Here is a 25,936-nt window from a genome sequence, read left to right on the forward strand (position 1 = left end):
GAATGAACAGGCGGCCCGATCCATTTCGGGCCGCCTTTTCCATCACCTTAGGCGGGAAGATGGATTTTGAATTTTTTCCGAATCTCGGCGTCCAGAACCGGGTCGAACCTTGCAGGGGAAGGGGTGGAAAGGATTTCCTCTTTCCGGGCTACGGCTTTTTCCACCAGATCGGGCTTGCCAAGCTCCACCCACTCTTTCGGCGAGGAGCGATCTCCGAATGTTGGATAGACGTAATCTGACTGCATCCGGCTCAGCGTTGCGTCAGTTCCCAGATAGTGGCCTGGGCCGCCCATGCATACCGCCGCCATTTGATCCAGTGCCAGCGTGTCATCCGTCACCTCGATCCCGCGTACACAGCGTTGCGCCTGTCCGATCAGATCATCGCTGAGGATTAGGCTTTCCAGGCAGAACCCCAGCAACGAGGCATGCATCCCGGCCGCCTCATACACCATGTTCAGACCGGACAGACCTGCCATGACGTTCGAACACATCTGTTCCCAGCCGGCCTGCATATCGGGCAGTTTCGAATCCGATGCGCCAGCCGCAGCTCCGCCCGGCAAGTCATAGAACCGGTGCATCTGGGCGCATCCGGCAGTCAGAAGGGCCTGTTCCCCTGAACCAATCGACATGGCACCGGTCCGCAGGTCCAGACCAAAGGGCCAGGTGCCGAAAATCGCCGGGGCACCGGGACTTACGGCATTAACATAAACCAATCCCGCCAGGCATTCCGCAGTTGCTTGCGTGATCGCACCGGCGATGGTCGACGGCGCTGTGGCACCGGCCATACCGGCAGATAGCAACAAGACAGGCATACCGGCCTTGATGCATGCTTCCATCACTTCGCAGCTTTCGGTTGCGAATTTCATTGGAGGAACAACAAAGCAGTTCGAGTTCGAAACGAAGGGGCGCTCGCGAAATTTGTTTTCACCGCCCGCAATCATATAGATCATCTCCATCGCCGGTGCGACGTGGCTTGGTTCGGTGAAGGATGTCCCGACATGTTTGAAGGACCCAGAACAACAGGCGTAAATTGTGTTGAGGTCCATTTCGAGGTTGTCCGCGATGTCACGACAGACCATTGGCCGCTGCACAAAGTGAATGTTATCAAGCTGTTGGCAGATTCGCGCGGCATCGTGCAGATCTTGCACGGTGGAATGGCGATATTCCCGACCGTGGACGTCGACCATGGACACGGCGGCCCCGGCCGTACCGTAGTGCACTTTGGTGCCCGACAATTCCAGATCGGTGTTTCCATCCCGGCTGTACAAAGTGACTGAGCGGTTCGCCTTAGCAATCGTGTCCTCGACAAGGGCACGTGGGAAACGGATACGGCCATCGTCACCCAAGGTGCAGCCCGCACCGACCAGATAGTCAATGCCACTTTGCGGGGCATCCGCCAGGCCAATGGTTTCAAGCGCGGTAAGTGCTGCTTCGTGGATGCGTTCGATCTGCGCCTGTGTCAGTACATTCAGGACGCCACCTTCCATTCCGGGGCGGACAGGTCGCAGGTGCTCAGGCAGTGCGGTTGCACGGGCAGCACGGCGCGCGGCGCGGCCGCCACTGCGCGAAGAATTGCGGGGTTGGTCGTTCATTTCAAGAATCCGGTCGTTGAGTGATGTCTTAAGGTGTCTGCAAGCACACCTTTACGGCCGTCCTCGTGCGGCACGCCCGCGATCCGCCCCAATAGTGCGGCTGATCAGGCTGATTTTCCAGTCATCGTCTGCCATTTTGCCCCTCAACATCTTGCGCGACAATTCCAAAACGCGGCGACACAATCTGTTCTATTTGCGACCTTTGATGATTATTCATATGGACAATTCTCACGGCTTATGGGGTCAGAGAACCAAACGCCGAGATTTTCGCCCGTTTTGGAAGAAATCTGTTATACTGCATTCACTTACTTCCAAGGTCTGCTGCGCGGAGTTGAATTGTGAGCAGCAGGTCACAGATTGAATTGAAGTCATACCTCTGATCGAAACCAGAGCGGTGTTGCATTGAACCCGACTATGAACCCTATTTCCGTCCTTGTTGTTGCGATATTTATCGCCGGCGCTAACCCTGTTGCGGCGGAGGATTGGACTGGCGGGTATGCCGGTTTCAGTTTTGGATTTGCAGATGCCGATGGTCCGGGTGGTGCGAATGGCGATGATACGGCCTTTGGTGCGCATCTGGGCTATGACCGGGACTTTGGGAATTTCGTTCTGGGCGGTGAGTTGGAGTATAATCGGCTGTCCCTGAACCTCGGACAGTCTCAGGGCAGTCTCGACAGCATGACCAGCTTGAAATTGCGTGGTGGATATGATTTCGGTAACGCTTTGGGGTACGTGGTCGTAGGCGCAGCGCGGGCTGATACATCGGTCGACAGTGACACAGCCGCGGTTTACGGAATCGGATTGGCCTATCCGATTGGCGAGAATTTCGTCATCAGCGGTGAAGCACTGCGGCAGAAATTCGACGATGTCACCCGGTCCAGCGGCAGTCTGGACACCAATGTTTTCAACCTGCGTACAACGTTTCGGTTTTGAATGCGGCTATTCAGCCGCGTGTCGCTTGGCGAGCTGCGCTGAAAACATGCACAGGGTTCTCAAGGCACTGACAAATTTCTCATCATCCACGGTCATGGCAACCCGAATGTGCCCCGCTGCGGCTTTGCCAAAGCTTTCGCCCGGCATGACCGCAATCGCATGAGTGTCCAAAAGGGCGTTCGCAAACCCTTCACCCGTCAGCCCGGTCGCCCGTACATCCAGCATCAGATACATAGAACCCTGCGCCGGGACGAGCCCCACTGTGTTCTGTGCCGCTAATACGTCCATCGCCAATGAACGGCGGCGACGGAACGGCGCGGCGATCTTGTTTTCAAGTTCGTGTCCTGCGGTCAGTGCAAAGCTGGCCGCGTCCTGAATGAACCCCGGTACGCCATAGGTTGTATGAGTAGCCAGATCTATCAGGTGACGGATCACGTATTCAGGACCAACGATCCACCCGCATCGGGACCCGGTCATGGCATGAGATTTGGACATTGATCCAACAACCAAGGTACGGTCGGCCATTCCGGGCAGCACGCGGGCGGACAGGTGCTCGCCCTCCCAGATCTGGGTGTCATAGACTTCGTCTGATATCAGCCACAGGTCACGGCGTTGGCAAACATCGGCAATGGCTTCAAGTGACTGACGGGAATACACCACTCCGGTCGGATTGTTCGGTGTGTTGATCAACAGCGAAACCGCGCCTTCCGCGGCAGCATCAATCAATTCGGCGCGCGGTTGAAATGCATCCTCTGCAGCGGTCCGAACAGCGCGGGCAATGGCCCCGGCACCGCGAATCGTCCCGGGATAGGTGGCATAATACGGGTCCAGAAACAGCCCGGTGTCGCCGGGATCGCACACAGCCATATGCGCCGCGAACAGGGCGGACTGCCCCCCGGGTGTGACCAGTACATTGTTGCGCGTCGTTGGAATACCTGTGCGGGACTGAACCCGGGCAGCAACCGTATCACGCAGCAAATCTGTTCCGGGCACAGTGGCATAACCGGTGTGACCGTTGCGGGCCGACAGGTCCATAGCGTGCAGGATCGACGGGTCGGTACGAACGTCATGCTCGCCGATTGTCAATTCTGTCACGGCATGCCCTTCATTCAGCATCCGTCGGGCCCGATTGAACACCTCCCACCCGTCGCTGCCGCCGGTGATCTGCGTGATGCGCTTGGACAATTCCATGACAAGGGCCCCGGTTACTCTGCGCTGAATGGGACAGAGCGGCAGGCGTTTGTCAATCAGCTTCGCGGCGCTATCGAGGCCTGAAGTTTTTTGGTCAATGATGCGCGGACAAGGTCATAGGACACAGTCAAACGATGGCGCATTTCGTCAGCGCCGGTTTCAAACGGAAGACGCACCCAGCTGCGGTGGAAATAGGGGGCTTTTACGCCGATCCCGGCGTCAATCAGCATCTGCGCCGTCTCGATATCGGGCGTTTTGACGGAAACACCATCATTTGCGATTCCGATACAGGCGAACATCTTGCCACCAATTTTCCAGGCGTCATGGCCACCGCCCCAGGGATCGGACAGTTCAGCGCCGGGAAGCGTTTTGCAGATGGAATTGACGAAATTTCGGTCCATGTTCGGCACTGTGCCCAACGGGGGTGGCAAACTCAACACTTGGCTTGCGAATGATCCCATGCTAACCGATGTCCCATGAACCCGGTGACCTGCATCATTATCTGCTGCATTACCTGCTGATTTATCAAGCGGGCCGGTTTCTTTCGTTTTCATCCCTGAGACAAGTTGCTAAGCCCGCGCCAACGCGCAAGCCTTTGCTGTTTCTTAGGAGCCCGACCGATGACGACGATCAAGCTGCACAACACACGGACGAGGACGAAGGAAGACTTCGTACCGATCGATCCTGAAAACGTGCGGATGTATGTCTGTGGCCCAACGGTCTATGATCGTGCCCATTTGGGTAATGCCCGCCCGGTGGTTGTGTTCGATGTGCTCTATCGCCTGTTGCGCCACGTCTATGGCGCAAAGCATGTGACCTATGTGCGCAACTTCACCGATGTGGATGATAAGATCAACGCGACGGCTCTGGCGCGCAAACAGGCTGGTGCAGAAGGTACGCTTGAGCAATTGGTGCAGGAGCGGTCGGACGAGACCATCGACTGGTACTTGCACGACATGGGGGCGTTGGGGGCGTTGGAACCCAACCAGATGCCGCGCGCGACCCAGTATATCACCCAGATGATCGCGATGATCGAAGATCTGATTGCCAAGGGCCATGCCTATCCCGCCAAAGGTCATGTTCTGTTCGCGGTCGACAGCTGGAAAGAGAGTTATGGCAAGCTGTCTGGCCGGTCGGTCGATGACATGATCGCGGGTGCGCGGGTCGAGGTCGCGCCATACAAGAAGAACCCGATGGATTTCGTGTTGTGGAAGCCTTCGACCGATGAATTGCCGGGGTGGGACAGCCCATGGGGTCGGGGACGTCCGGGCTGGCACATCGAATGCTCGGCCATGAGCTATGAACTGCTGGGAGAGAGCTTTGATATCCACGGTGGCGGCAACGACCTGATGTTCCCACATCATGAAAACGAGATCGCCCAGAGCAAGTGCGCGCACCCGCATGGCGAATTCGCGCGGGTCTGGCTGCACAATGAGATGTTGCAGGTTGAAGGAAAGAAGATGTCCAAATCGCTGGGCAATTTCTTTACCGTGCGCGACTTGTTGGAACAGGGCGTGCCGGGTGAGGTGATCCGGTTTGTCTTTCTGCAGACGCATTATCGCAAGCCGATGGATTGGACAGAGAAGAAGGCCCACGAGGCCGAGGCGACGCTGCGCAAATGGCGGGCGCTGACAGCAGGCATCGAACCTGCCGCCAGCCCGGCACCTGAGGTGGTCGCTGCGTTGAGTGACGATCTAAATACAGCGGGGGCTATGGCGGAACTCCACCGATTGGCCGCGGATGGGGATGCAGCGATGCTTTTGGCGAGTGCGCAATTGCTTGGAGTTTTGACCGAGGAAATGGGTGCTTGGATGGATCAGCGAGCGGTTGTAGATAGATCCTTTTTTGCAAACGAAATTGAGAATTGGATGGTTTTGCGTTCTAAATTCAAAGATCAAGCTAAGGCGTGGATGAAGAGCGGCGAAAAGGAAAATGGTGGTCTACTGTTTAAGTGGGCGGACCAAATGCGGGACAAGGACCTTCCCTATTTTGGCTTCACAGTAAGCGATACACAGAATGGCTATGAGTGGGATATCAAGCCCATTCTCGCGAAGGCATCTGATGTTCGAACTACCGCAGGATCTAGTACTTCAGTGAAGACTCGAGAAGATCAGTGGACGCAAACACTGGAAAAAATGAAGAAACTTCGTGAGGGGTATGAACGCAATTACAATGAGTTACGTGCCGAAGTTTGACTGGGAACTCTGAAGCACGGTTCATCCTCCGTTAATTTAGGTAACCACCGAACAAGCCAAAGAGCCAGTATAATGACCAAGGAACGCCTCTACCTTTACGACACAACCCTGCGTGATGGGCAGCAAACGCAGGGCGTGCAGTTCTCGACCGCAGAAAAAGTGCAGATCGCGCAGGCGCTGGACGCATTGGGCGTGGATTACATCGAAGGCGGTTGGCCCGGCGCCAACCCGACCGATAGCGCGTTTTTCGAGGTGGCTCCGAATACCGCGGCCCGGTTGACGGCATTCGGCATGACCAAACGCGCAGGACGATCAGCCGAGAATGACGATGTGCTGGCTGCGGTGATAAATGCGGGAACGCAGGCTGTTTGTCTGGTCGGCAAGTCGCATGATTATCACGTCACCCACGCGCTTGGCATTTCACTGGAAGAGAACACGGAAAACGTGCGCGCCTCGGTCGCGCATATCGTGGCGCAGGGGCGTGAAGCGCTGTTTGATGCGGAACATTTCTTTGATGGCTACAAGGACAATCCGGAATATGCCGTGGATGTATGTCGCGCAGCGCTTGAGGCTGGCGCGCGGTGGGTTGTCCTGTGCGACACAAATGGTGGCGCTTTGCCGTCCGAGGTCGGGCGGATTGTATCCGAGGTGATCGCAGCCGGGTTGCCCGGTGATCGGTTGGGCATTCACACCCATAACGATACCGAAAATGCCGTTGCCTGTTCTCTGGCTGCTGTTGAGGCCGGTGCGCGGCAAATTCAGGGCACATTGAATGGTTTGGGCGAGCGTTGCGGTAATGCGAACCTGACCGCTTTGATCCCGACGCTATTGCTGAAGGAACCCTATGCGTCGCAGTTTGATATTGGTGTCAGCCGTGAGGCTTTGGCTGGTTTGACCCGCATCAGCCGGATGCTGGATGATGTTTTGAATCGGGTGCCCAGCAAGCAGGCGGCTTATGTCGGGGCGTCGGCTTTTGCACATAAGGCCGGACTGCACGCCAGCGCGATCCTCAAGGATCCATCGACATATGAGCATGTGGAACCCGCAAGCGTCGGGAACTCGCGTATCATTCCGATGTCGAACCAAGCTGGCCAGTCAAACCTGCGTAAGCGTTTGACCGAGGCCGGTTTGCGTGTTGAGGCAGGTGACCCGGCACTTGGCCGCATCCTTGACCAGATAAAAGCCCGCGAGGCTGACGGATATTCCTATGACACCGCTCAGGCCAGTTTTGAACTGCTGGCGCGGGAAGAGCTGGGTCAATTGCCCGAGTTCTTCGAGGTCAAGCGTTACAAAGTCACCGTTGAACGGCGTAAGAACAAATACAACAAGATGGTCAGCCTGTCCGAGGCCGTTGTTGTCGTAAGAGTGGATGGCGAAAAGAAGCTGTCTGTCAGCGAATCCATGGACGAGTCAGGCAGCGACAGGGGGCCGGTGAACGCGCTGGCCAAAGCCTTGGCCAAGGATCTGGGCCAGTATTCGCAGGTACTGTCAGATATGCGTCTGGTCGACTTCAAGGTGCGGATTACGCAAGGCGGCACCGAAGCGGTCACGCGTGTCATCATTGACAGCGAAGACGGGCAGGGGCGGCGCTGGTCTACCGTGGGCGTCAGCGCGAACATAGTCGATGCGTCTTTCGAGGCGCTTCTGGATGCGATTCAGTGGAAATTGGTGCGCGATTGTGATCCGAAAAAGGCAGCAGCCGAGTGAGCGCGATCTTTGACCAAGACGTCAAAGCCTGCGCGGCACTTGTGCAACGGGCTGATCCAGATCGTTTCCGCGCAGCGATGGCTGCACCGGTTGCAGACCGTGCAGTCCTGTTCCCAATTTACGCGCTGAACGTCGAAGTTGCGCGCGCACCCTGGGTGACGCAAGAGCCGATGATCGCCGAGATGCGGCTGCAATGGTGGCGTGACGCGCTACAGGAAATTGCTGAAGGGGCAACCGTACGGCGGCACGAGGTGGTAACACCCTTGTCACGGGTTCTTTCGCCCCATCTGGCAGGCGTTTTGGATGAATATGTGGCCGTAAGGCGTTGGGATATATACCGTGACCCGTTCGAAGATCAGGAACGCTTTGACGCCTATATCGATCACAGTACGGGTTCATTGTTTGTTGCATCCGCTCAGGCGCTGGGGGCAGCGGATGAACCAGCGTTGCGTGACTTTGGATATGCGGTCGGGGTGGCGAACTGGCTGAGGGCTATTCCTGAACTGGAAAGACGCGGGCGGATACCGTTGCTGGACGGCACCTCTGAAGGGGTGCGTGCCTTGGCCGGGGCCGCATTGAATCGTCTGTATAAAGCCAGATCGCATAGGGCTGATATTTCGGTTGAGGCACGGTCGGCATTATATTCCGGGTGGTTGGCCGAACGGATATTGAAGCAAGCCATAGCCCGACCCGAACGTGTTGCCTCCGGTGCTCTGGTACCGGGAGAAATACAGCAGCGATTGTCCTTGATGTGGGCTGTGGGCAGCGGGCGCTGGTGATCAGGCCCGTTCCGGGTCGGCCGGTCGCAGAACCAGCCACAACAGGGCCCCGCCTGCCAGTGTCAGCAATGGGATCATTGCAAGGTTGACTGCTGTCCACCCTTCGACCGGGGACCCACCCGAGCAGTTCATCAATCCACCCGAAGCCAGCGAGGCCATAGTCACTCCGCCAAACACCAGCAAGTCGTTAAGGCCCTGCATCCGGCCGCGTTCCTGCGGCTCATGCGATGCGGCCAGCATCGTGGTCGCGCCGATAAAGCCAAAGTTCCATCCAACACCCAGAAGAATGAGGGCAACGAAAAAGTTCCCCAATTCAACGCCCTGCAAGGCGACCAGGCCAGCGGTTGCAAGAATCGCCAGACCCAGCGCAACAATCCTTTCGATACCAAACCGGGCGATCAGGTGACCGGTGAAGAAACTGGGCACATACATGGCAAGCACGTGGCTGGTAACGATGTCCGCCGCGTCATTGGCCGAGTAACCACAACCAACCACGGCCAACGGCGTTGACGTCATCACAAGATTCATCAGCGCGTAAGATACCATGGCACATATGATGGCCACGGCGATGCGGGGTGTTTTCAGCAACTCCAGTCGCGACCGCCCCTTGGGCTCGGAGCCGGTGGGTTTTGCAGGCGTCGGGATGTCAAGAAAGAAGAACAGGGCGGACCCCAGAACATTGATCCCAATGACAGCCAGATAGGTGCCCAGAAAAGGGATGACATAGGCTTCGGATGTGAGTTTTACGATTTGCGGGCCAATGATGGCAGCCGCCAGTCCACCAGCCATGACATAGGAAATCGCTTTGGGGCGGAACTCGTCCGATGCGGTGTCCGCTGCGGCGAACCGGTAGAATCCGTGGGCGCTCATGTAGATGCCTGTTAACAGGCTGCCGATAAGGAAGACGGGGAAAGAGCCAAGAAACAGGCCATAGGCCCCGATCAACCCGCCCAACGCACCGGATGTCGCGCCAACAAAGAACCCGACGCGACGCCCCCATTTTTGCATGATGGCCGAAATTGGCGTGGCCGCCAGCATCGATCCCAGAACAATCAGTGAAATGGGCAATGTCGCCAGGCAGGGATTGGTTGCCAGCGACTGACCGGCCAGCCCTCCGACGATGAACATCATTGGCATCTGCGCGCCCAGAATGGCCTGCGCCGCCACTAAGACAGCAACGTTGCGTTTGGCCTGACGGTCATTAGGAAGTGTCGAGATCATGGTCATGGCGGAATGGGTATCGGCTAAGTGTTTGCGGCACAACCCGGTTGCATCTGCGGCACATGCGCCTAACGTGCCAGTAACAACTGAGCAGGGGGACTACATGCCCGTTGGCCGCATCATCGAAACGCCGGGTTGTGTGGCGGAAGGGGCTGAATGGCTGGCCCGGAGCTGCCCACGCATGGCCTATGCAATGGAACAGATTGGCCCATTGCCGCTACGTCGCCGTCCTGACGGGTTCGCGCAGCTGCTGAGTGCCATTGTCAGCCAACAGGTCAGCGTGGCTTCGGCCAATGCAATATGGCAACGCCTGCAAGACGCCAAACTGACAGGTCCGCGTAAGATCATGTGGGCAACGGATGACGATCTGCGGGCCGTAGGGCTAAGCCGTCAGAAGATCCGATATGCAAAGGCGTTGGCAGAAGCGCGTATAGATTACAAAGCGTTACGTGATGTTCCTGATGCGGGGGTTGTGACCACGCTGACGCAAGTGCCAGGCATCGGCGTATGGACTGCGGAAATATACGCCATGTTCTCACTTGGTCGCGCTGACGTGATCGCCCCCGGCGACCTGGCGCTGCAAGAGGCCGCGCGCATCCTCTATGACCTGCCCTATCGCCCAACGGATAGAGAACTGCGCAAGATGGCCGAGGCCTGGTCGCCCTGGCGCTCGGTTGCGGCGCGGGTGCTGTGGGCCTATTACCGGGTTGCAAAGCAAAGAGAAGGGATCAGATGACACGGGTTTTGAATGCGCTCCGGAAAGAGCCTGTTTCGGGCGACACGCGCTCGGTTGTGGTGTTCGTGCATGGCTATGGCGCAAACGGTGCCGATCTGCTGGGTTTGGCCGACCCGCTGGGTGAACATCTGCCCGACACATTGTTCGTGGCCCCGGACGCGCCCGAGCAGATCCCCGGAATGCCCAATGGCTTTCAGTGGTTTCCGATTCCCTGGATTGACGGGTCGTCTGAGGAAGAAGCGCGCAGGGGCATGGAAATGGCGGTCGAGGACTTTAATGCCTTTCTGGATGCGCTGATGGTGGATGAAGACGTTCTGCCCGAACAGGTTGTCCTGTTTGGTTTTAGCCAGGGCACAATGATGAGCTTGTATGTCGCGCCCCGCCGCGAAGACCCCGTGGCCGGAATTGTCGCTTTCTCAGGCCGTTTGCTAGAGGCGGACCTTCTGGCAGACGAAACTGTCAGCCGGATGCCGGTATTGCTGGTGCATGGCGACGCCGACGACGTCGTCCCGCCGCAATCCTTGCCCGAAGCGGCGGAGGCCCTGCAATCCGCCGGTTTCAAAGAGGTCTACGCTCATGTCATGAAGGGCACCGGGCACGGCATCGCCCCGGACGGGCTGAGTGTGGCCCTGGCCTTCATGCGCGACAAGCTGAGCCTTTAGCCGGTAAGATTAAATCAGCAGAACACTGTCGTTTCGCATCGGATTAAGACCAAAGATGCGCTTCCGCAAACTCGACTGAGTTTCCGGCCGGGTCGCGCACGTACAAAGATCGTGCGCCTCCGGGCCAGTCAAATTCTGCGTCTACGGGGACATTCCAGTCCAGAAGGTGCTTGCGCATTACCGCGATTTCATCACGGGTCAGTACAAGACACACATGCCCGGCACCACGGGCGCCATGTGGCGGAACGGGCATGTCCGGGTTGAGGGGCGGCTGTTCCGTCTGTTCCGGGTTAAAGATCAGCAGGACCGATCCGCCAATTCGGTAAAACACGTGGCGGTCGGCGACACGCTGAATGCGTTTCAGGCCCAGTACTTCGCCGTAAAACTGTTCTGCTGCGTCCAGATCATCGACATAAAGCGACGCTTCCAGAATCGCCGAAGGGGCCGGTATTCCGGGAGTTAGTTTCATGACTTAAGTTTAGCAGATCAGGGCAGGGTATGTCACCGGCGCGGTCGACGGTCGCGTTTTCGTTGCGGTGTGGTGTTCAGGGATGGCATGGGCAGGCTGTCCCACTGGCCCGGTTCCAGATCGTCCAGAGTCCAGTCTCCGATTCTATAACGGATCAGGCGCAGGGTCGGCAGGCCCACGGCGGCCGTCATTCGACGCACCTGACGGTTTTTGCCCTCGCGTATGGACAGTTCTATCCAACTGTCTGGAACTGTCTCGCGTTCGCGGATTGGTGGGGTGCGGGGCCACAGGTCGTCTGGCTCGTCGATCTGGCGCACCTTCGCCGGACGGGTCAGGCCGTCTTTCAACTCGACGCCGTTTCGCAGCGCTTTCAGGGCGGTTTCGTCCGGGATGCCTTCGACCTGAACCCAATAGGTTTTTGCCATCTTGTGCTTGGGATCCGATATCTGCGCCTGCAACTTGCCGTGGTCAGTCAGCAGCATCAAACCTTCGCTGTCACGATCCAACCGACCGGCGGGATAAACCCCGGGCAGATCGATGAAATCGGACAGTGTACTGCGCGGAGTATCCCCATTGTCGCGGTCGGTGAACTGCGGCAGCACATCATAAGGTTTGTTGAAGCGAATGAACCAGGACATGACCCGCGCATACCCCGAAGAGTGCGTCCCGCGCAAGCTGTGGATAACTGTCATGCGCCTGTTACGGATTCGCATTACCCAGTTTGCGACATATTGTGGAAAATCAGGGCTTGTCAGAGTATTAACACGATATATAGTTATACTAAGGCCGGGGCGGGTGTTCCCCGCTCTGATGTCAAAAACGGGCAGAGCAGAGCGAGGAGCGATTCTGATATGGACGGAGACTTCAGGACCGAATTTGTCAGGGAGCCTGGTGCGCTGAAGCATCATCCGGCATTGGTTTTGAACGCCGATTATCGCCCCCTGTCTTATTACCCGTTGTCCCTGTGGCCCTGGCAGGAAGCGATCAAGGCCGCCTGGCTGGATCGCGTCGACATCGTGGCCGAATACGACGAAGTGGTTCGCAGCCCAAGTACTCAGATCCGAATACCTTCGGTCGTTGTTCTGAAAGACTATGTAAAACCCAGAAAGCGCGTGGCCTTCACGCGCTTTAATTTATTTCTGAGGGACGAGTTCCGGTGCCAGTACTGTGGCAGCCGCGGTGATTTGACCTTTGATCATGTGGTGCCACGCGCCGCCGGTGGGGTGACCAGTTGGCAGAACGTTGTGGCGGCGTGCAGCCCGTGCAACCTGCGCAAAGGGTCGAAATCGCTGCGTCAGGCAGGAATGAGCCTGCGAAAGCCGCCCCGTCAGCCTGACGCCGAAGCACTGCGCAATGTTGGTCGGAAGTTTCCGCCCAATCACTTACACGAAAGCTGGATCGATTTTCTGTATTGGGATGCTGAGCTGGACGAATTCTAGGCCTTGCTTGCCCGCCACGCCGCGAGCCAGATCAGTACCAGAACAGCCGAGGCAATGGCATTCCATCCGGCCATCGAGATGTTGAACATTTCCCACGGGATATCGTCGCAGCGAACCAAAGGCGCTGACATAATCTGGTCGAACAGGTCGTCATTCGACATCCCACTGATGCTGCCGGATGTGCAACTGGTCGGACCTTCCCACCATCCTTGTTCAACGCCGGCGTGGTAAAACCCAATACCCGAAGTGACAGCCGCTGCCATCGCGCCACATAGTGGCAGGATGCTCAGTCTTGGCAAGGCCAGCGCCAAAACGCCAATCGCGATTGCGACCCCATGCGGGTAGCGCTGCCAGATACACATTTTACAGGGGGCAAGGCCGCCCAGATATTGAAAGCCAAAAGCTGCCAGCAGAAGGGCCAGGGACCCAAGACTTGCCAGTGCGATAAGTTGTGAACGTCTCGTCATAGGTATTTCACCACCAGGAAGCCGCCGAACAGGAGGACGATGAACAAGGTGAACATCAGCCCCAAGCGTTTTTCAATAAATTCACGGATCGGCTCGCCAAAGCCCCAAAGCAGGGCCGCAACAAGGAAGAATCTGAGCGCACGTGCCAGTATCGACGTTGCGATGAATGTCCCAAGCGGCATTCCTGTCCAGCCGGACATGATGGTGATGACCTTGTACGGGAAGGGCGTCACTCCGGCGGCCAGGACCGCCCAGAACCCGAAATCGTTGAAGCGTGTGTTGAATTCTTCCATCGCATGGGCCTTGCCCATGGATTCAAGAATGGGCTGCCCCAGACTTTCATAGAAAAACGCACCAATCGCATAGCCCAGCATCCCGCCCAGAACCGAAGCCACCAGAGCAACAGTTGCAATCAGCCAGGCGCGCGACGGGCGCGCCAGGATCATCGGAATCATCAGAACGTCGGGGGGAATCGGAAAGAACGAACTTTCGACAAAGGCCACAACAGCCAGCGCCCACAGCGCATGAGGGTGTTCCGCCAGACGAATTGTCCAGTCATAAAGTGATCGCAACATTAAGCACTCAAATCCCGTTCTCGGCCCCGGAAAGCCAAACCACGCACCTGACGGCCCGTCAACCATCGCGGTCGAAACAAATGGATTATTGGATGATTTTTGCCTCTGGACCTTCCCTCGGATGGGCGCTAATCCAGTGTCCGTGGCCCAAGTGGCGGAATGGTAGACGCAGGGGATTCAAAATCCCCCGGTAGTGATACCGTGCCGGTTCGAGTCCGGCCTTGGGTACCAAAGTAAAAACAGGGGGTTAGGGGAACCTGCTTCCTGTTTTTTCTTTTTGGGCTTATTGCGTGCTCGCACACTTAACTCTCACTTTTCGATCTGGTCTCGTTCTTTTCAGTCCTCTGTTATCAGTCTCATGCTAATACAGGGGCACCGAATACGTCCTGCTGTCGAACCGACCTGAACAGAAAAGGACAGTAAAGTTCCGGAAGACTGATCTGGCGGGTTTTCCTGTGTGCCAGAGGGGAAAATTCAAAACTTACGCTCATATATGCGGAATGGAGCAAGTCAGGCTGGCGCTGGCCTTGACATTGAATGCATCTGGATGAACCCTCAAGGGGGTTGGGAGAAACTGGAAAATTCAACAGGTTGCATCTGCTGTGAAGCGGGCCGATTTTTTTTATCGGCACGGACTCATGAGCAGGGTGATTGATTTGAATGCCAACTGCCAGACAAAAAATGTGGGAGTTCTGAAATGAAAAACAGCAGCAAATTGAGCCTCGGCGCGTTTGTAACCGCAGCCATGTTGGCTCCGGCGGCCTATGCCGAAGAGTTCATTACAATTGGTACTGGCGGCGTGACCGGTGTTTACTATCCGACAGGTGGCGCGATCTGCCGTCTGGTGAACAAGGGTCGGAAAGAACACGGTGTGCGCTGCTCGGTCGAATCGACCGGTGGCTCGGTCTACAACATCAACACCATTCGCGAAGGCGAGCTGGAATTCGGTGTTGCCCAGTCCGACTGGCAGTATCACGCGTATAACGGCACCTCGAAATTTGAAGAGGCAGGTCCCTTCGAAAAGCTGCGTGCGGTGTTCTCGGTCCACCCCGAGCCCTTCACCGTTGTGGCCCGCGCGGATGCCGGTATTTCCAGCTTTGAAGACCTCAAGGGCAAGCGTGTGAACATCGGTAACCCGGGTTCTGGCCAACGTGGCACCATGGATGTGGTTCTGGAAGCGTTGGGCTGGACCGTCGATGATTTCGAATTGGCGTCCGAGCTGAAAGCGGCTGAGCAGTCGGCTGCGCTTTGTGACAACCAACTGGATGCGATGATCTACACCGTGGGTCACCCGTCGGGTTCGATTCAGGAAGCTACGACAGCCTGCGATTCTGTTCTGGTGAACGTCACCGGTGATGCGATTCAGGGTCTGATCGACAACAACTCATACTACCGCACTGCGACTATCCCGGGTGGCATGTACCGGGGTTCGGACAATGACACCACCACCTTTGGCGTGGGCGCGACCTTCGTGACTTCGGCGGATGTGTCGGACGATGCTGTCTATGCGGTTGTAAGCTCGGTCTTTGAAAACTTCGAAGACTTCAAAAAGCTGCACCCGGCATTTGCCAATCTCAAGCCCGAGGAGATGATTTCGGACGGCCTGTCCGCTCCGCTGCATCCGGGCGCCGAAAAGTACTACAAAGAAAAAGGCTGGATTCAGTAAGCCAGACTTTACACGGGGCGTCCTTTTGCGGCGCCCCGGTTCACATCCGGGATAAACCGGGGACAAGAGGGCCAAAGAATCCAAGGCCGCAGGACGGAGAGATTTCACATGAGTTCCGATACACAGGGCAATCGCCCACTCTCGGAAGAAGAGCTTCAGGACCTTGTCGCCTCATCCGATGCAGGGGCGCGAAATCCCGCTGGAAATGTGGGGCTGTTTCTGGCGATTGTTGCCGTTTTGTGGTCGGTATATCAGATCGTTCTGGCCTCTCCCTTGTCGAATTACCTGCTGCCCGGAAGCGTGGTGAATAATTCACGCCAGATCCATCTGGCCTTTGCGATCTTTCTGGCGTTTGCGGCCTATCCGGCGCTGAAATCCAGCCCGCGCAATTATGTCCCTGTTCAGGACTGGGTCATGGGCGTTTTGGGCGCGGGTATCGCGCTGTACGGCTACATCTTCTATGAGAAACTGGTCAATAATGGCCTGCTGGCCGATGACATCGACAAATGGGTGGCTTTGTTGGGGCTGCTGTTGCTGTTTGAGGCCGCGCGCCGCGCACTTGGTCCAGCAATGGCGATCATAGCCACGGTTTTCCTGGCCTATGTGTTCTTTGGATCGTCTTCCTGGGTCCCCGAAGTGATCCAGTGGAAAGGTGCGAGCCTGAAAAAGGCCATGAGCCATATGTGGATCACGTCCGAAGGCGTGTTTGGCATCGCGCTGGGTGTTTCTACGAAATTCGTATTCCTGTTCGTGCTGTTTGGCGCGCTACTCGATAAGGCTGGGGCAGGGAACTACTTCATAAAAATGGCCTTTGGCGCTCTGGGTCACCTGCGGGGCGGCCCTGCCAAGGCGGCCGTTGTGGGGTCTGCGGCAACTGGCCTGATCTCGGGTTCGTCGATTGCCAACGTTGTTACCACCGGTACGTTCACCATTCCGTTGATGAAGCGCGTTGGCTTTTCCAGCGAACAGGCGGGGTCGGTCGAAGTTGCAAGTTCCGTGAACGGTCAGATCATGCCGCCTGTAATGGGTGCTGCGGCGTTCCTGATGGTGGAATATGTGGGCATCTCATATGTCGAGGTGATCACCCACGCCTTCCTGCCAGCGGCGATTTCTTACATCGCACTGGTCTATATTGTGCATTTGGAAGCGGTGAAGCGGAACATGCCAACCTTGGGTGACCGAGACGTGCATCTGGCGCGAACCGTTGTGGGTATGCTGGCCTTCTTCCTGGTGTTTGCAGGACTTTGCTATGGCTCGCAATTCCCGGTTGATGCTGTAACAAGCTTGATTCCGTCCGCGGCGGGCCTTGTGCTGAGCCTGATCGTCTGCGCGGTTTATGTCGGATTGCTTTTTCTGGCGGCACAAGTGCCGGACCTTGAGCCTGACGATCCGAATGCAAAGGAAGTCACGCTGCCGGTTGTCGCAGATATCTACAAGGCAGGTTTGCACCACCTTCTGCCGATCGTCGTTCTGGTTTACTTCCTGATGATCGAACAGAAATCACCGGGGCTGTCGGCCTTCTGGGCAACCGCATTGCTGTTCGTAATCCTGCTGACGCAGAAACCGCTCAAGGCGCTTTTCCGGGGGCAGAGCAATTTAATCAGTACCTTCGTCGACGGTGTCGCTGACCTGTGGCAAGGTCTGATTGACGGAGCGCGGAACATGATCGGTATCGCACTGGCAACTGCAACTGCGGGCGTGATCGTGGGTACCGTGACCTTGACGGGTGTTGGTCAGGTTATGGCTGATCTGGTCGAGTTCCTGTCGGGCGGCAATCTTATCCTGATGCTGATCATGGTTGGCCTGCTGAGCCTGATTCTGGGCATGGGCCTGCCGACCACGGCGAATTATATCGTTGTCAGCTCGTTGATGGCCGGAGTGGTCGTTGAACTGGGGGCGCAGAGCGGACTTATCGTGCCGTTGATTGCCGTGCACCTGTTCGTCTTCTACTTCGGGATCATGGCGGATGTGACGCCACCGGTGGGTCTGGCCAGTTTCGCCGCTGCCGCTGTATCAGGCGGTGATGCAATCAAAACCGGCTTCACAGCATTCTTCTACAGCCTGCGCACCGTGGCACTGCCTTTTGTGTTCATCTTCAACACTGATCTTCTTTTGATCGACGTTACATGGCTTGAGGGGATCACTGTGGCCGTTTTCGCGACCATAGCGATTCTGGTCTTTACGGCGGGTACGATGGGGTATTTCCTGACCCGCAGCCGTATCTATGAAAGTGTCGCGCTCGTTCTGGTGGCATTTGCCCTGTTCCGACCGGACTATTTCATGGATCGCATCTCGCCTCCGTTCGAATCGGTTGAACCCGCTGCATTTGAAGAGACCATTGGTCAGACACCGCCGGGAACGGATGTCCGCCTAGTGGTCGCAGGCCCCGATTACGATACGCTTGAAATGGTGGACACAACCGTTGTTGTTACTGTGGGCGACGAAGAAGGAGGGGCCGCACGGGTCGAGGCGATGGGCCTGCTGCTGGTTCCCGAGGACGGGCTGGTCAAGCTTGACGAGCCGCTGTTCGGCGCGCCGGTGGCCGACGATCTGGCCATCTTTGACTACTATGGCGATGAACCCGTACGCCTGACGTCGGTCAGCTTGCCGTCCGACCAGCTGCCCAAGCAGCTGGTGTATATCCCAGCGATGATCCTCTTGGGTCTTATCGCGTTCCTGCAACGCGGCCGTGCCGCCAGACAAGGGGTGCCCGCATGACACGTTCTGTTCTGTGTGCCATTGATATCAGCAATGGCGAGATTGATGCTCCGGTCCTGCAAAAAGCCGCTGCTTTGGCGGATCTGGAAGGGGCACAGTTGGATGTCGTGACTGTGCTGCCCGATTTCGGGGAAAGCTGGGTGTCCGGGTTTTTTGAATCAGGTTTTCACGACAAGGCGTTGGCCGAGGCGCGAGCCAAACTGACGGCGCTGTGCATTTCCGCATTGGGGGCAGAGCGCAATGAAAGCATCCGCCATGTAGTCGCGACAGGCACAGCCTATCAGGAGATCCTGAAAACCGCCGAAAGTGCCGGTTCCGACCTGATTGTGATCGGCGCGCATAGGCCGGATTTCAAAGACTATCTGCTTGGTCCGAATGCGGCGCGTGTGGTGCGGCATTCCAACGTCTCAGTTTATGTGGTTCGCTGACTGATTTTCCAGCGCGCAAAAGATCGCGTCGCCGGTCGTAGAGAAAAGTCGGGTTGGTTCAGTAACCTGTCATCTCAAGATAGCCAACGCCTTTATGGCTGCCGTTTACGGTGACAGGGCCTTCCCAGTATTCGAAACTGGTACCCATCCACGCATCAGGTGTCAGGGCTGAGATCTGAATATCTATGCCCCGATCCGCTAGGTCGACTTGCCAGTGTGTCGGGATATTGCGTCCGGCAACCTCGTCGGTACTCAGCGGCAAAAGGCCGATTGTACCGTTGGGGATGGCCTCAGTACTGCCGTCAGAATTGATCCAGGTGGCCGAGGTGAAATCGCCTCGATCCCCGCGCAGGCGAAAAGCCATCAGCTTATCGCCTCCCTCAAAACTGAGCGAGAACCAATCCCAGCCCCTTTGATCCGCCGCCAAGGGTTGTGAGGACCATTCCCGATCCAGCCACCCCTGACCGGTTACCTGCACCTCGCCATCCGGCAAATGCAGCACGCCTTCGACTGTGTAAAAGGGCTGCGAGTAATAGTAACTTGCCTGTCTATCGGCGGATTTAACCGAATAGCCCGCGTCGCCGTGAAATACCAATGGCCCTTGCGCAGTCAGTGAAAGATCATAGCCGAATTCATCACCATTGGCCGTCAGTGACAGGCTGTCCAAATCCGATCCGGCCATGCGCCATTCATCAATCCAGGCCTCAAACGGTTGTGCGGTTACACCGGCCTGGCCAATCCCCCCGCGTGACAATCGCTCGGTAAAAAAATGATCCTTGGGGGTCGTAACAGCAGCATGACCCATCCAAAGTTGCGGGCTTTGCCACCCGTCGCTGTCATAGGGTTTCAGGGCTGACCGGAACAGGGTCCATTGAATGCCATAGTCCAGGCCGTCGTCCCCTTGGAGATTGGCGGTCAGATACCACCATTCGATGCGGTAGGCCGGGTGGGGGCCGTGATCCTTTGGGAAATCAAATTCATACCCGGCTGCCGGCACTTCAAAACCTTCAGCGGTTCCGCCTAGACCTGCATAGCCCTGCGCCCAAAGCGGTATCGGGTAGAGCCACATAAGCAGGATTAGTAGGGTCCTAACGTTCATTGGCGAACACTTTCAGTAGATCGGCGGGTGGCAGGCGCAGCATCCGTAGCGCGGGCAGGGCGGCGGCAAGCAGGGCAGCAAGAAGGGTCAGTAGAAACAGCCACAGCCAATCCCAGGGGAAGACGAACATCGGCAGGCGCCAACCAAAAGCCTGAACGTTGATCACCGTCAGCAGAACCCATGCCAGAACAAGCCCAAGTGGCAACGCCAGACAGGCGGTCAATGCCGCCAGCAATAGGCTGCGCAACAGTTCCAGCCCTGCAAGTTGCGCCCTGTTCAGCCCCAGCGCCCAGACCGGTGCGATCTGTGGCAGGCGCTGGGTCCACAGGGTCAGAAGACTGGTGAGAATGGCAAATCCCGCCACGCCGAGGGTCAGCACATTCAAGGCCGAGGTCACGACAAAAGTCTTCTCAAATATCGACAGCGACTGCGCCTTCATTGCAGCTTGCTGTACGACAGCCTGACGTGGAAGGTTGAACCGTTCCCTCAAGGTTTGCGCCATTTCGGTTGCGTTTTCGGGGTTTAGACGAATGCCAAAACGGCGGGCCTCCGTACCCGGAGCGATCTGGTTCAGTTGGTCCATCGAGACGATGGCTTGCCCGGTCGGATTCCCATAATCCGAATAGACCCCGGCGATGGTCAGGATGTGGTCCGGCGATAAGGCCAAAGCACCGCCGGGCCAGAGATCGGCACGCCGGGCCAGTTGCTCGTTGATCAGAACCGCACGTCCGGCCATGACGTCATCCCATGCATTCGGGCTTGAGGTGATCACTGGCCAGTTCTGCCGATAGACCGGATCATCCACGACACCGTAAAGAAACAGAGGCCCCTTTTCGTGCGACAATTCCACATTTCGGATTGGCAGAATGGCTTCGACCTGAGGGCGCAGCCAGTCGGTAATCTCCTGCCCCTGATCGTCGTCGCTGGCAGTTAGGTAGAGTTCTGACGTCAGGCGCTGGTCAAGCCACCCGACGAATGTCAGCCGGAAGCTGGACACCATCGTGCCTACGCCGACATTCGCTGCCAAAGCCAGCAACAGGGCCATCAGGGCAAGTGACAATCCGGGCAGTTGTGCCCGCATATCCGCCCAGACCCATTGGGCAATAGGCCCCCGCGCTGTGCTGGCGCAGAATGAAAGCATTACTGACAAAAGCGCAGGCAGCATCAGCGCTGCACCGGTCAGCAAGCCAGCCAACAGGGCAAACCCGGCGATCAGCCCCCCGAAACTGACATAGGCCAAACCGCCACCCAGGATCATCACCAATCCGAATGCCGCTGCAAGATGGCGCGCACGGGGGTCGCCCCGCCACGCTTGAACGCCCGGACTTGTCAGCAGGGGCATACGCGACAGGCGCCACAATGCGTGGCCGCTGGCCAGCAATGTGCCAAAGACTGCCATGGCAATCCCAGCCAAAAACCATTCCAGTTGCAGCGTCAGTTGCCCTGTTACTGGTGCGCCGTAAAGGCCACGCAACGTGGCCGCGACATCGGGCAGAAGTGCTCCGGCCAGAAAGAAGCCCAAAAGCAACCCGACGAGCCCACCGATCAAGGCCAGAAATGTCAGCTCGGCAAGGATCAGCCAGACCAGTAATCGCATCGAAACACCCAGTGCCCGCAGCGTGCGGATAATGCCCCTGCGTTGGGCAAATGCCAGCCCGACTGTGCCGTTCACGATAAAAAGGCCGACTGCAAAGGACAGCAATCCAAAGGCTGACAGGTTCAGGTGGAAACTGTCGGTCAGCCGAGCAGTGTCGATCTTTTGTGACGGGCTGATGCGTTCCAGCTCTGGCGCGATCGTGGTCAGGGGCTGAAGCCCGCGGGGTTGATCGGGCAGAATAATGAGCCGCGAGACTGAACCGGGCTGATTCAGAAGACGTTCGGCAACGCCGATATCCGTCAGGATCACATCCGGCGGCAGCGCTGAGGTACTGAGAACCGGGGGCAGAGTATCGTGACCGCGCAACAAGTGCTCCAACTCTGTCGAAACCAGCAGGCGGCCCGGAGCAGTCAATATGTCCGCCGGGTCGGGCGGCGCACCGCTTTGCTGGGCCTCGGTAATTGCGGGCAAGGCGGGATAGGCCACCATATCCACGCCCATCAAACGCAACGTACGTCCAGCGACCCGATAAGGGCCTTCCAGTACGGCGGCCACCTGCCACCCCGCGCGACGCAGGTCGACATAACGGGACATGGCGATGAAACCGGCTGGATCGTGCAATTCGTCAAACTGCCCAAGTGCCAGTTGGGCGTTGGCACGGGAATAGCTGGCGCGGGCCTCGGTATTGATGGCCTGTACAGCGGACCACAAACCAGTTGCCAGGGCGATACCGATCAGCAGCGTTGCCAGTAGCAACCAATGCACCCGCCAATGGGACAGCAGGGCCTGGACGACGGCCAATGTCATTGGATGCGCCCGCCGCTCAGGCGTAGGTGCGTGTCCAGACGGGCCGCGATTTGCGGGGAATGCGTCACCAGCAGCAAAGCTGCACCAGTATCAGCCACAAGTGACAGCATCAGGTCCAGCACTTTGGCGCTGGCGGTTTCGTCAAGATTGCCTGTCGGCTCGTCCGCCAGCAACAGTTTCGGGCGCGCGGCCATGGCCCGTCCTATGGCCACCCGCTGCTGCTGGCCGCCCGACAAGCTTTCGGGGTAGCGGTCCAGCAGATCCGAAAGCCCAAGCCGGTCTGCCAATTGCCCGGACCATTGGGCATTTTCGGTACCTGCAAGGCGGGCATGAAAGGACAGGTTTTGCCCCACGGTCAGCGATGGGATCAGGTTGAACTGCTGGAACACAAGCGAAACCTTTCTGCGCCGCAACCCGGCCCGGCCCGCATCATCCAAAGGGGACAGGGGCGTGCCATCCAGCGTAATCTCGCCTCTGTCGAAACTGTCCAGGGCGGCGGCCAGATTCAGCAAGGTGCTCTTACCGCTGCCGCTTTCACCGGTCAGAGCAAGCGTTTGTCCCTGATCCAGTGTCAGAGACACGTCGCGCAAAACGGGCCGCCCGCCGGGATAAGTCTTTTGAACTCGGTCGATGATCAACAGCATGAAGCGCCCTTTTTGCACAGGATGTGCGCCGGACTTCCCAACTGTCCAGTGCAGACCTTTCACCGGTTCCTTTCGCCGCAGGCTACCTTATCCGGTGGCGGGGTTGTGCCTTGCGTTTTGAAAGGTCATTGTGCCCTGACAGTTCGTGGCCGAAAATCAGGGTGTAAATACATGACGTTGCTGCATCAGATCGTTTGGGGCAGTACCTTTCTGGGTATTTGCATCCTGATCGAGATTCTCTTTCTGACCTGGTGCACGATGTCCATTATCAAGATGGACAAAAAATGGGTCACACGCGGGGTGTTTGTGGCAACCGCGGGGCCGATTGCCGTTGCCTTGGGCTTCATTATCGCAACGCACACCATTCAGGTCTGGATCTGGGCTATCGTCTGGGTGTTGCTAAATGTTCTGCCGGACTGGAACTCGGCCATCTATTTCTCGTTGGTGACGTTTACGACGCTCGGATACGGCGACATCGTTTTGGGTGAAGGGCTGCGCATTTTCGGCTCGTTTGCTTCGGTCACCGGGCTGTTGGCGTTTGGATTGTCGACCGCGTATCTGGTCGCATTGATGACCCGCGTTTTTCAGGAGAAGTTCTTTTCCTAAAGGATCGGTGCAAACAACCGTGCCAGCGGCGCACCAAAGCGGATGTGGGCCGGTTGTTGACGCAACCTACGGGTCAATTCGAAACTGGTTTCGAAATCTTCTTGTAGCATCTGGTCGACGGCCTGGGCAGCCCGGGCATCAAAGAACAGCGCCATTGCTTCGAAGTTGAGGCGGAAGGATCGGTTGTCGAGGTTTGTTGTTCCAACAGCGGCCAGCGTATCGTCGACAACGAACGCCTTTTGATGCATGAACCCGCCGGTATAGCGGAATACGCGCACGCCACAGTCGCGGATTTCATCGAAATAGGCAAACGCGGCCAGCCATGGCAGGCGATGGTCGATCATGTCAGGAACAAGGATGCGCACATCCACACCGCGCATCGCGGCATGTTGCAGCGCTGTCATGACATCGATGTCGGGTACGAAGTAAGGCGACGCAATCCACAACCGTTCTTTTGCCTCGGCGATAGCTGCAAAAAACATCATGGCGCCAGTTTCGGTTTCGTCTCCGGGTCCGGTCGCGACCAGCAGGGCATTCATGTTCTGTTCGGATTCACTGCCCGCCCAGTCAAGTTCATCAATCAGGTCTTCGTTATGCGCCCAATGCCAATCTTCAGTGAAGATAAGCTGCAATTGCCGGACGACATGACCGGACATCATTATGTGAGTGTCGCGCCAATGACCGAAATGCGGATGTTTGCCCAGATATTCCTCGCCAACATTGTGGCCACCGATAAAGCCTGTCTCGCCATCGATAATGACAGTTTTACGATGGTTTCGGTAATTCAGCTGAAACCGGAAATTTGGGCCGCGTTGCTGACGCGGGTCGGCTACATCAATTCCGGCTTCACGCATGGTATCCAGATACGCGCGCGGCAATCCGTAACTGCCGACTGCATCGGTCATGAAACGGACGTGAACCCCACGTTTCGTCGCCTCGATCAGCTTGGATTGCAGTTTGCGGCCCAGTGCGTCGTCTCTGATGATGTAGAACTGAATGAGGATATAGTTCTTGGCCTTGTCGATGGCGTCGAAAATGGCGTCGAATGTGGCTTGCCCGTCAACCAGTAGCCGGGCACCGTTTCCGCTGGACACAGGAAGATGCGCCAGAAACTCGAACGGGCGCGGATTGATGGACATTGAGGAGGGATCGGGCCTTGAGTAATCGGCAAAGGTTTTGATCCCTTCAACAACCCGCTCACTTTTCTGGCGCGCGATGCGATATCCGTGAAAGCGATGGTGTCCCAGAAAAAGATACAACGGCACCGCTAGGAAAGGGGCTGAAACCAAAAAAACCACCCAACCAACGGCACCTTGCGGTGTCCGCGCGGTTTGTGCCGCTCGGATCGAAAACACAAATGCAGCCACGTACAACGTGAATACAAAGATAGATACCAGTGCTGTCCACATGGGGTCTTACATCTTTCGGGCCGTTTAGTTTGCCCCAGTGTAGATGCGTGACCAGTCTTGCGCCATATCGACAATGATCCATCCCTTGTCAGGACCCCGATCCAGCCCATCTGCCAGCTTTCCGATCGGGCTTTCGCGGTCATAAGCCCATTCGCGTTCGGCGTCCGTGTGGTGGATCAGAATTCCCAAACGCGGACCATCACCCGACGTTGTCCAATCCAGCATAGCGAAATCTCCGTCCGAGTTGCCTGCGGCCAGAATAGGGCGTCTGCCAATCGTGCGTTCGATATTGATCGGCTTGCCTTCTTTGTCATCGATGAAGGCTAGCCCCGTTGCCTTGATGATCGTCGGGTTGCCGTCGATCACCTTATAGGTGCTGTCTGCATAGCTCCCCAATATCTGTTCCGGCGGGATACCATAGGCATCCTCGGCAAAGACGCGCATGAAATGAATGCCACCGCCGGATACGATGTAGGTCTTGAAACCTTCGTCACGTAGATAACGCAGCAACTCGACCATCGGCTGATAGGTCATCTGGTCATAACGAAGGCCGGTGTTGGGGTGGCGTTCGGTTTCCAGCCACTGCGCAACAGCTGCCTGAAATTCTTCGACGCTGGTGCCAGAATGCGATGCGTTGACAACTTCGATCAGCGCCTCATGCCCGCCTTCAAGAACGGTCGCTAGATCACCCTTTGCAGCAGCTTCCAGAGCAGGAGTTGTCAGGATCGACGGGTCCCGCTTGGCCAGATCGGCCAGACGATCCATGGCGAAAAGGAACTGGAAATACACCGGCTGTTCGGCCCAAAGCGTTCCGTCATTGTCGAATACGGCGATCCGATCATCAGGCGTCACGTAATGAGCTGAGGCAGGGTCGGTTACATCGTCAACAAACAAAACGATTTTCGCTTTGGATTCTAGATTGTTCCATGAGGGCAAGGGGTCAGCGATGGCGACCGTCGCTCCTAGCACACTGCACAATATCAAAAATAGACGCAC

Annotated in this window: 24 protein-coding genes and 1 tRNA gene; 12 read left to right on the forward strand and 13 right to left on the reverse strand. The window is 57.1% G+C overall.

All coding sequences use genetic code 11. The annotated features are described in order from the left end of the window. Positions 1-47 precede the first annotated feature (47 nt). Positions 48-1,592, reverse strand: coding sequence for a trimethylamine methyltransferase family protein (locus ACR0JI_RS02375; protein ID WP_480472943.1), 1,545 nt, complete (start codon positions 1,590-1,592; stop codon positions 48-50). Between the two features lie 414 nt (positions 1,593-2,006). Here ACR0JI_RS02375 and ACR0JI_RS02380 point away from each other — a divergent pair, with 414 nt between their 5' ends. Continuing rightward, positions 2,007-2,525, forward strand: coding sequence for an outer membrane protein (locus tag ACR0JI_RS02380; protein ID WP_480493100.1), 519 nt, complete (start codon positions 2,007-2,009; stop codon positions 2,523-2,525). A 6-nt stretch (positions 2,526-2,531) separates the two neighbouring features. Here ACR0JI_RS02380 and ACR0JI_RS02385 read toward each other — a convergent pair whose 3' ends face one another. Next, on the reverse strand, positions 2,532-3,716 hold the full coding sequence (locus ACR0JI_RS02385) for a pyridoxal phosphate-dependent aminotransferase (RefSeq protein WP_480493101.1): 1,185 nt from the start codon (positions 3,714-3,716) through the stop codon (positions 2,532-2,534). 56 nt (positions 3,717-3,772) lie between these two features. Continuing rightward, positions 3,773-4,117 carry an MmcQ/YjbR family DNA-binding protein gene (locus ACR0JI_RS02390; RefSeq protein ID WP_480493102.1) on the reverse strand — a complete coding sequence of 115 codons (345 nt, stop codon included), beginning with the start codon at positions 4,115-4,117 and terminating at the stop codon, positions 3,773-3,775. Positions 4,118-4,336: 219 nt separating this feature from the next. Here ACR0JI_RS02390 and cysS point away from each other — a divergent pair, with 219 nt between their 5' ends. The 3 genes from cysS (at position 4,337) to ACR0JI_RS02405 (ending at position 8,397) form a co-directional block, all read left to right on the forward strand. Then, on the forward strand, positions 4,337-5,911 hold the full coding sequence (cysS, locus tag ACR0JI_RS02395) for a cysteine--tRNA ligase (RefSeq protein WP_480493103.1): 1,575 nt from the start codon (positions 4,337-4,339) through the stop codon (positions 5,909-5,911). 72 nt (positions 5,912-5,983) lie between these two features. Further along, positions 5,984-7,618: a citramalate synthase gene (gene cimA / locus ACR0JI_RS02400; RefSeq protein ID WP_480493104.1), complete on the forward strand. Its 1,635-nt coding sequence runs from the start codon at positions 5,984-5,986 to the stop codon at positions 7,616-7,618. Continuing rightward, a complete protein-coding gene (locus ACR0JI_RS02405) occupies positions 7,615-8,397 on the forward strand; it encodes a squalene/phytoene synthase family protein (protein WP_480493105.1) in 783 nt (260 codons plus the stop codon). Before cimA ends, ACR0JI_RS02405 begins: the two co-directional genes overlap by 4 nt. On the opposite strand, the gene ACR0JI_RS02410 is transcribed toward ACR0JI_RS02405, so the two are convergent. Beyond that, a complete protein-coding gene (locus ACR0JI_RS02410; RefSeq protein WP_480493106.1) occupies positions 8,398-9,624 on the reverse strand; it encodes an MFS transporter in 1,227 nt (408 codons plus the stop codon). 97 nt (positions 9,625-9,721) lie between these two features. On the opposite strand from ACR0JI_RS02410, the gene ACR0JI_RS02415 reads away from it, so the two are divergent. Continuing rightward, positions 9,722-10,354: a DNA-3-methyladenine glycosylase family protein gene (locus tag ACR0JI_RS02415; RefSeq protein WP_480472929.1), complete on the forward strand. Its 633-nt coding sequence runs from the start codon at positions 9,722-9,724 to the stop codon at positions 10,352-10,354. Next, positions 10,351-11,016, forward strand: coding sequence for an alpha/beta hydrolase (locus ACR0JI_RS02420; protein WP_480472927.1), 666 nt, complete (start codon positions 10,351-10,353; stop codon positions 11,014-11,016). The genes ACR0JI_RS02415 and ACR0JI_RS02420 overlap by 4 nt, the downstream gene beginning before the upstream one ends. A gap of 43 nt (positions 11,017-11,059) precedes the next feature. On the opposite strand, the gene ACR0JI_RS02425 is transcribed toward ACR0JI_RS02420, so the two are convergent. Together ACR0JI_RS02425 and ACR0JI_RS02430 are read right to left on the reverse strand one after the other, a co-directional pair. Further along, positions 11,060-11,485, reverse strand: a complete 426-nt coding sequence (locus tag ACR0JI_RS02425; protein WP_480472925.1) for a VOC family protein — start codon at positions 11,483-11,485, stop codon at positions 11,060-11,062. A 32-nt stretch (positions 11,486-11,517) separates the two neighbouring features. Then, entirely contained in the window at positions 11,518-12,123 is a 606-nt protein-coding gene (locus tag ACR0JI_RS02430; protein ID WP_480476745.1) for an rRNA large subunit pseudouridine synthase E, read from the reverse strand. A gap of 213 nt (positions 12,124-12,336) precedes the next feature. On the opposite strand from ACR0JI_RS02430, the gene ACR0JI_RS02435 reads away from it, so the two are divergent. After that, positions 12,337-12,924, forward strand: a complete 588-nt coding sequence (locus ACR0JI_RS02435; protein WP_209503840.1) for an HNH endonuclease — start codon at positions 12,337-12,339, stop codon at positions 12,922-12,924. Here the strand turns inward: ACR0JI_RS02435 and ACR0JI_RS02440 are convergent. Both ACR0JI_RS02440 and ACR0JI_RS02445 read right to left on the reverse strand, forming a co-directional pair. Beyond that, positions 12,921-13,391 carry a disulfide bond formation protein B gene (locus ACR0JI_RS02440; RefSeq protein ID WP_480472923.1) on the reverse strand — a complete coding sequence of 157 codons (471 nt, stop codon included), beginning with the start codon at positions 13,389-13,391 and terminating at the stop codon, positions 12,921-12,923. The two genes, ACR0JI_RS02435 and ACR0JI_RS02440, sit on opposite strands and share 4 nt — an antisense overlap. Next, positions 13,388-13,966, reverse strand: coding sequence for a YqaA family protein (locus ACR0JI_RS02445; protein ID WP_480472921.1), 579 nt, complete (start codon positions 13,964-13,966; stop codon positions 13,388-13,390). Before ACR0JI_RS02445 ends, ACR0JI_RS02440 begins: the two co-directional genes overlap by 4 nt. Before the next feature lie 145 nt (positions 13,967-14,111). On the opposite strand from ACR0JI_RS02445, the gene ACR0JI_RS02450 reads away from it, so the two are divergent. The 4 genes from ACR0JI_RS02450 (at position 14,112) to ACR0JI_RS02465 (ending at position 18,778) form a co-directional block, all read left to right on the forward strand. After that, positions 14,112-14,197, forward strand: a tRNA-Leu gene (locus ACR0JI_RS02450). 466 nt (positions 14,198-14,663) lie between these two features. After that, on the forward strand, positions 14,664-15,632 hold the full coding sequence (locus tag ACR0JI_RS02455) for a TAXI family TRAP transporter solute-binding subunit (RefSeq protein WP_480472919.1): 969 nt from the start codon (positions 14,664-14,666) through the stop codon (positions 15,630-15,632). Positions 15,633-15,740: 108 nt separating this feature from the next. Continuing rightward, positions 15,741-18,350 (forward strand): TRAP transporter permease, encoded by a 2,610-nt coding sequence (locus ACR0JI_RS02460; protein ID WP_480493107.1) that lies wholly within the window; start codon positions 15,741-15,743, stop codon positions 18,348-18,350. Then, the gene (locus ACR0JI_RS02465) at positions 18,347-18,778 is read left to right on the forward strand and encodes a universal stress protein (RefSeq protein WP_480472915.1); all 432 of its coding nucleotides are present in this window, start codon (positions 18,347-18,349) and stop codon (positions 18,776-18,778) included. Before ACR0JI_RS02460 ends, ACR0JI_RS02465 begins: the two co-directional genes overlap by 4 nt. A 58-nt stretch (positions 18,779-18,836) precedes the next feature. Here ACR0JI_RS02465 and ACR0JI_RS02470 read toward each other — a convergent pair whose 3' ends face one another. The 3 genes from ACR0JI_RS02470 to ACR0JI_RS02480 are packed head-to-tail and all read right to left on the reverse strand — an operon-like array spanning position 18,837 to position 22,925. Beyond that, positions 18,837-19,877, reverse strand: a complete 1,041-nt coding sequence (locus ACR0JI_RS02470; protein WP_480493108.1) for a lipocalin-like domain-containing protein — start codon at positions 19,875-19,877, stop codon at positions 18,837-18,839. Next, complete coding sequence (locus ACR0JI_RS02475; protein ID WP_480493109.1) at positions 19,867-22,281, reverse strand: FtsX-like permease family protein; 2,415 nt, start codon at positions 22,279-22,281, stop codon at positions 19,867-19,869. The genes ACR0JI_RS02470 and ACR0JI_RS02475 overlap by 11 nt, the downstream gene beginning before the upstream one ends. Further along, on the reverse strand, positions 22,278-22,925 hold the full coding sequence (locus ACR0JI_RS02480; RefSeq protein ID WP_480472909.1) for an ABC transporter ATP-binding protein: 648 nt from the start codon (positions 22,923-22,925) through the stop codon (positions 22,278-22,280). Before ACR0JI_RS02480 ends, ACR0JI_RS02475 begins: the two co-directional genes overlap by 4 nt. A 171-nt stretch (positions 22,926-23,096) precedes the next feature. Here ACR0JI_RS02480 and ACR0JI_RS02485 point away from each other — a divergent pair, with 171 nt between their 5' ends. Beyond that, complete coding sequence (locus tag ACR0JI_RS02485) at positions 23,097-23,531, forward strand: ion channel (protein ID WP_480472907.1); 435 nt, start codon at positions 23,097-23,099, stop codon at positions 23,529-23,531. On the opposite strand, the gene cls is transcribed toward ACR0JI_RS02485, so the two are convergent. Beyond that, a complete protein-coding gene (gene cls, locus ACR0JI_RS02490) occupies positions 23,528-24,940 on the reverse strand; it encodes a cardiolipin synthase (RefSeq protein WP_480472905.1) in 1,413 nt (470 codons plus the stop codon). The two genes, ACR0JI_RS02485 and cls, sit on opposite strands and share 4 nt — an antisense overlap. 24 nt (positions 24,941-24,964) lie before the next feature. Continuing rightward, entirely contained in the window at positions 24,965-25,936 is a 972-nt protein-coding gene (locus tag ACR0JI_RS02495) for an HAD family hydrolase (RefSeq protein ID WP_480493110.1), read from the reverse strand.

The sequence above is a fragment of the Ruegeria sp. N10 genome, assembly GCF_056531545.1.

What these genes read in the sequence shown, in the direction of transcription:
- ACR0JI_RS02455 (WP_480472919.1), top strand. Translation starts at nt 14,664, where the DNA reads ATGAAAAACAGCAGCAAATTGAGCCTCGGCGCGTTTGTAACCGCAGCC.
- ACR0JI_RS02435 (WP_209503840.1), top strand. Translation starts at nt 12,337, where the DNA reads ATGGACGGAGACTTCAGGACCGAATTTGTCAGGGAGCCTGGTGCGCTG.
- ACR0JI_RS02415 (WP_480472929.1), top strand. Translation starts at nt 9,722, where the DNA reads ATGCCCGTTGGCCGCATCATCGAAACGCCGGGTTGTGTGGCGGAAGGG.
- ACR0JI_RS02460 (WP_480493107.1), top strand. Translation starts at nt 15,741, where the DNA reads ATGAGTTCCGATACACAGGGCAATCGCCCACTCTCGGAAGAAGAGCTT.
- ACR0JI_RS02425 (WP_480472925.1), bottom strand. Translation starts at nt 11,485, where the DNA reads ATGAAACTAACTCCCGGAATACCGGCCCCTTCGGCGATTCTGGAAGCG.
- ACR0JI_RS02465 (WP_480472915.1), top strand. Translation starts at nt 18,347, where the DNA reads ATGACACGTTCTGTTCTGTGTGCCATTGATATCAGCAATGGCGAGATT.
- ACR0JI_RS02440 (WP_480472923.1), bottom strand. Translation starts at nt 13,391, where the DNA reads ATGACGAGACGTTCACAACTTATCGCACTGGCAAGTCTTGGGTCCCTG.
- ACR0JI_RS02445 (WP_480472921.1), bottom strand. Translation starts at nt 13,966, where the DNA reads ATGTTGCGATCACTTTATGACTGGACAATTCGTCTGGCGGAACACCCT.
- ACR0JI_RS02410 (WP_480493106.1), bottom strand. Translation starts at nt 9,624, where the DNA reads ATGACCATGATCTCGACACTTCCTAATGACCGTCAGGCCAAACGCAAC.
- ACR0JI_RS02375 (WP_480472943.1), bottom strand. Translation starts at nt 1,592, where the DNA reads ATGAACGACCAACCCCGCAATTCTTCGCGCAGTGGCGGCCGCGCCGCG.
- cimA (WP_480493104.1), top strand. Translation starts at nt 5,984, where the DNA reads ATGACCAAGGAACGCCTCTACCTTTACGACACAACCCTGCGTGATGGG.
- ACR0JI_RS02380 (WP_480493100.1), top strand. Translation starts at nt 2,007, where the DNA reads ATGAACCCTATTTCCGTCCTTGTTGTTGCGATATTTATCGCCGGCGCT.
- cysS (WP_480493103.1), top strand. Translation starts at nt 4,337, where the DNA reads ATGACGACGATCAAGCTGCACAACACACGGACGAGGACGAAGGAAGAC.
- ACR0JI_RS02485 (WP_480472907.1), top strand. Translation starts at nt 23,097, where the DNA reads ATGACGTTGCTGCATCAGATCGTTTGGGGCAGTACCTTTCTGGGTATT.
- ACR0JI_RS02430 (WP_480476745.1), bottom strand. Translation starts at nt 12,123, where the DNA reads ATGTCCTGGTTCATTCGCTTCAACAAACCTTATGATGTGCTGCCGCAG.
- ACR0JI_RS02470 (WP_480493108.1), bottom strand. Translation starts at nt 19,877, where the DNA reads ATGAACGTTAGGACCCTACTAATCCTGCTTATGTGGCTCTACCCGATA.
- cls (WP_480472905.1), bottom strand. Translation starts at nt 24,940, where the DNA reads ATGTGGACAGCACTGGTATCTATCTTTGTATTCACGTTGTACGTGGCT.
- ACR0JI_RS02385 (WP_480493101.1), bottom strand. Translation starts at nt 3,716, where the DNA reads ATGGAATTGTCCAAGCGCATCACGCAGATCACCGGCGGCAGCGACGGG.
- ACR0JI_RS02420 (WP_480472927.1), top strand. Translation starts at nt 10,351, where the DNA reads ATGACACGGGTTTTGAATGCGCTCCGGAAAGAGCCTGTTTCGGGCGAC.
- ACR0JI_RS02390 (WP_480493102.1), bottom strand. Translation starts at nt 4,117, where the DNA reads ATGGACCGAAATTTCGTCAATTCCATCTGCAAAACGCTTCCCGGCGCT.
- ACR0JI_RS02480 (WP_480472909.1), bottom strand. Translation starts at nt 22,925, where the DNA reads ATGCTGTTGATCATCGACCGAGTTCAAAAGACTTATCCCGGCGGGCGG.
- ACR0JI_RS02475 (WP_480493109.1), bottom strand. Translation starts at nt 22,281, where the DNA reads ATGACATTGGCCGTCGTCCAGGCCCTGCTGTCCCATTGGCGGGTGCAT.